This window comes from Corallococcus sp. CA053C, from assembly GCF_003611675.1.
GTDB lineage: Bacteria > Myxococcota > Myxococcia > Myxococcales > Myxococcaceae > Corallococcus.
Map to the genome: position 1 here is coordinate 1 of NZ_RAWA01000751.1, position 1,762 is coordinate 1,762.

Sequence of the window (1,762 nt, forward strand, 5' to 3'; positions counted from 1 at the left end):
GAACACGGGCTTGTTCTCGCAGGTGTCCACCCCCAGGAACTCCGGCGACCGGCCCGGCGCGAACACCGCCACCCGTCCCCCCTGCCCCAACAGCGTCACGTCCCCCTGCACCGCCCAGCGCAGCGACGGATCCAACCCACCGCGCATCACCGTGCGCCCGTCCTCGCGCCGGTACGCGCCGTCCGCGTGGTAGACGAAGCGCACCGCCCCGTCGTCCGCGCTCGCGTGCACCACCACGCCCCGGGTGGTGAACTTCCGCGTCGCCACCACCTGCCCGCGCACCGCCGTCACCGGCGTGGCCGCCGCCGTCGCGTGCGGCTGACACGTGGGACACGCCCCCCGCGCATGCTCCACGCCGCACGACGCGCACACCGTGAAGCGCAGCCCCTCCAGCACCGGCAGCGGGAACGCGCCGCGAAGGTCCTCCACGAACACCTGGTGGAACAGGTGCAGCACGTCATCCGGCAGCGTGGCCCGGGGCAGCGCGGGCTTCGGGTACTGCACGTCCGCGTGGAGCACGGTGACGCGCTGGAGCACCCGCGCCACCGCGTTCAGCCGCGTCCCCTGCGCCTTCGGCCGGTGGATGCCACCGTGCGGCCCCACGCACAGCAAGGACTGCATCACGGTGACGGCAAAGGCATACCAATCACTCTCCACCGTCGCCGGCCGCACCGGCGTCAGCGCCTGTGCGGAAGGATCCAGCCGCAGCGGGTCCAGGAACCGCTCGGTGAACACCGGGCAGACATAGGGCCCGAACTGGAAGCTGTCCGCGTCGATGAGGTACGCGTCCGTGCCCACCACCAGCACGTTCAAGTCATTGAAGTCCCCCACCACCACGCCGCTCGCATGCACCGCCCCCAGCACCCGGTGCAGCCCCGCGAGCACCGTCACCGCGTCCGCGGCCTTCCCTCCCGCGCGCCGGAACGACGGCTCCCCCAGCCGACGCAGCGGCTCCACGCCGTCCAGCTTGCGCATCGCATAGCCCAGCACCTCCACGCCCTTGCGGTCCGTGGCCAGCGCCTGCGGCGTCACCACCCGCGTCGGCAGGCCCTGCGGGAACGCGCGCAGCTTGCGCTGGTGCTCCGCGAGCCGCGCCTTCGCGGCGGCCTGTTCGTGCGTCAGGCCCAGGTAGTCCGGATGCTCGGGCCGCTTGAAGACCTTGAGGGCCCGCCCATCGCCCAGGTCATACACATCCGCCTCGCCGCCCTTGCCCAGCGCGTGCTGCGGATTGAGCCGCACCTTCTTGCCTTCGAGCCAGACGTCCATGGCCTCACGCCCTCCCCATCCGCCGACGCAGCACCACCAGCGACGTGTCGTCCGTCAGCAACCCCGGCGTGCGCAACAGTCGCCGCTCCGCGAAGTCCGCGCGCACCGACTCGCGGTTGAGCTGCGCCAGGCGCCTGCGCACCGCATCCGGGTTCGAGAAGTAGCGGTCCTCCGTCCAGAACCGCGACAGCGGGCCCACCGGCTCATCGCGCTCCGGCACGCGCGCCTCCGACAACCCGAGCAGGTCCCCCACCCCGTCCGTGCCCAGCAGCAGCGCGTGCACGTCGTCGGTGGGCACCAGCGCCCGCGACACCAGCGGCACGTCCTCCCCGCGCAGCAGCGCATACGCGAGGTACGGCGGCGCGTTGCCCGGGAACGGGCCCAGCGCGTGCACCTCCCCGTTGAGCATCCACACCCCGTCCCCCGACGAGAAGACGAGCGTGTGCGCGGGCGTCACCACCGCCCCCACGATGGTGAAGAGGAAGTCCCCCAACAC

At 72.5% G+C, this 1,762-nt stretch carries 1 protein-coding gene and 1 pseudogene; both read right to left on the reverse strand.

Features of this window, described 5'->3' with window-relative positions; genetic code table 11:
* Window positions 1–1,266, reverse strand: a 1,266-nt coding sequence (locus tag D7V97_RS42820) for a hypothetical protein (RefSeq protein WP_120616246.1), incomplete at its 3' end; no start/stop codon positions are given.
* Between the two features lie 4 nt (window positions 1,267–1,270).
* A pseudogene (locus tag D7V97_RS42825) lies at window positions 1,271–1,762 on the reverse strand (hypothetical protein); the annotation flags it as partial.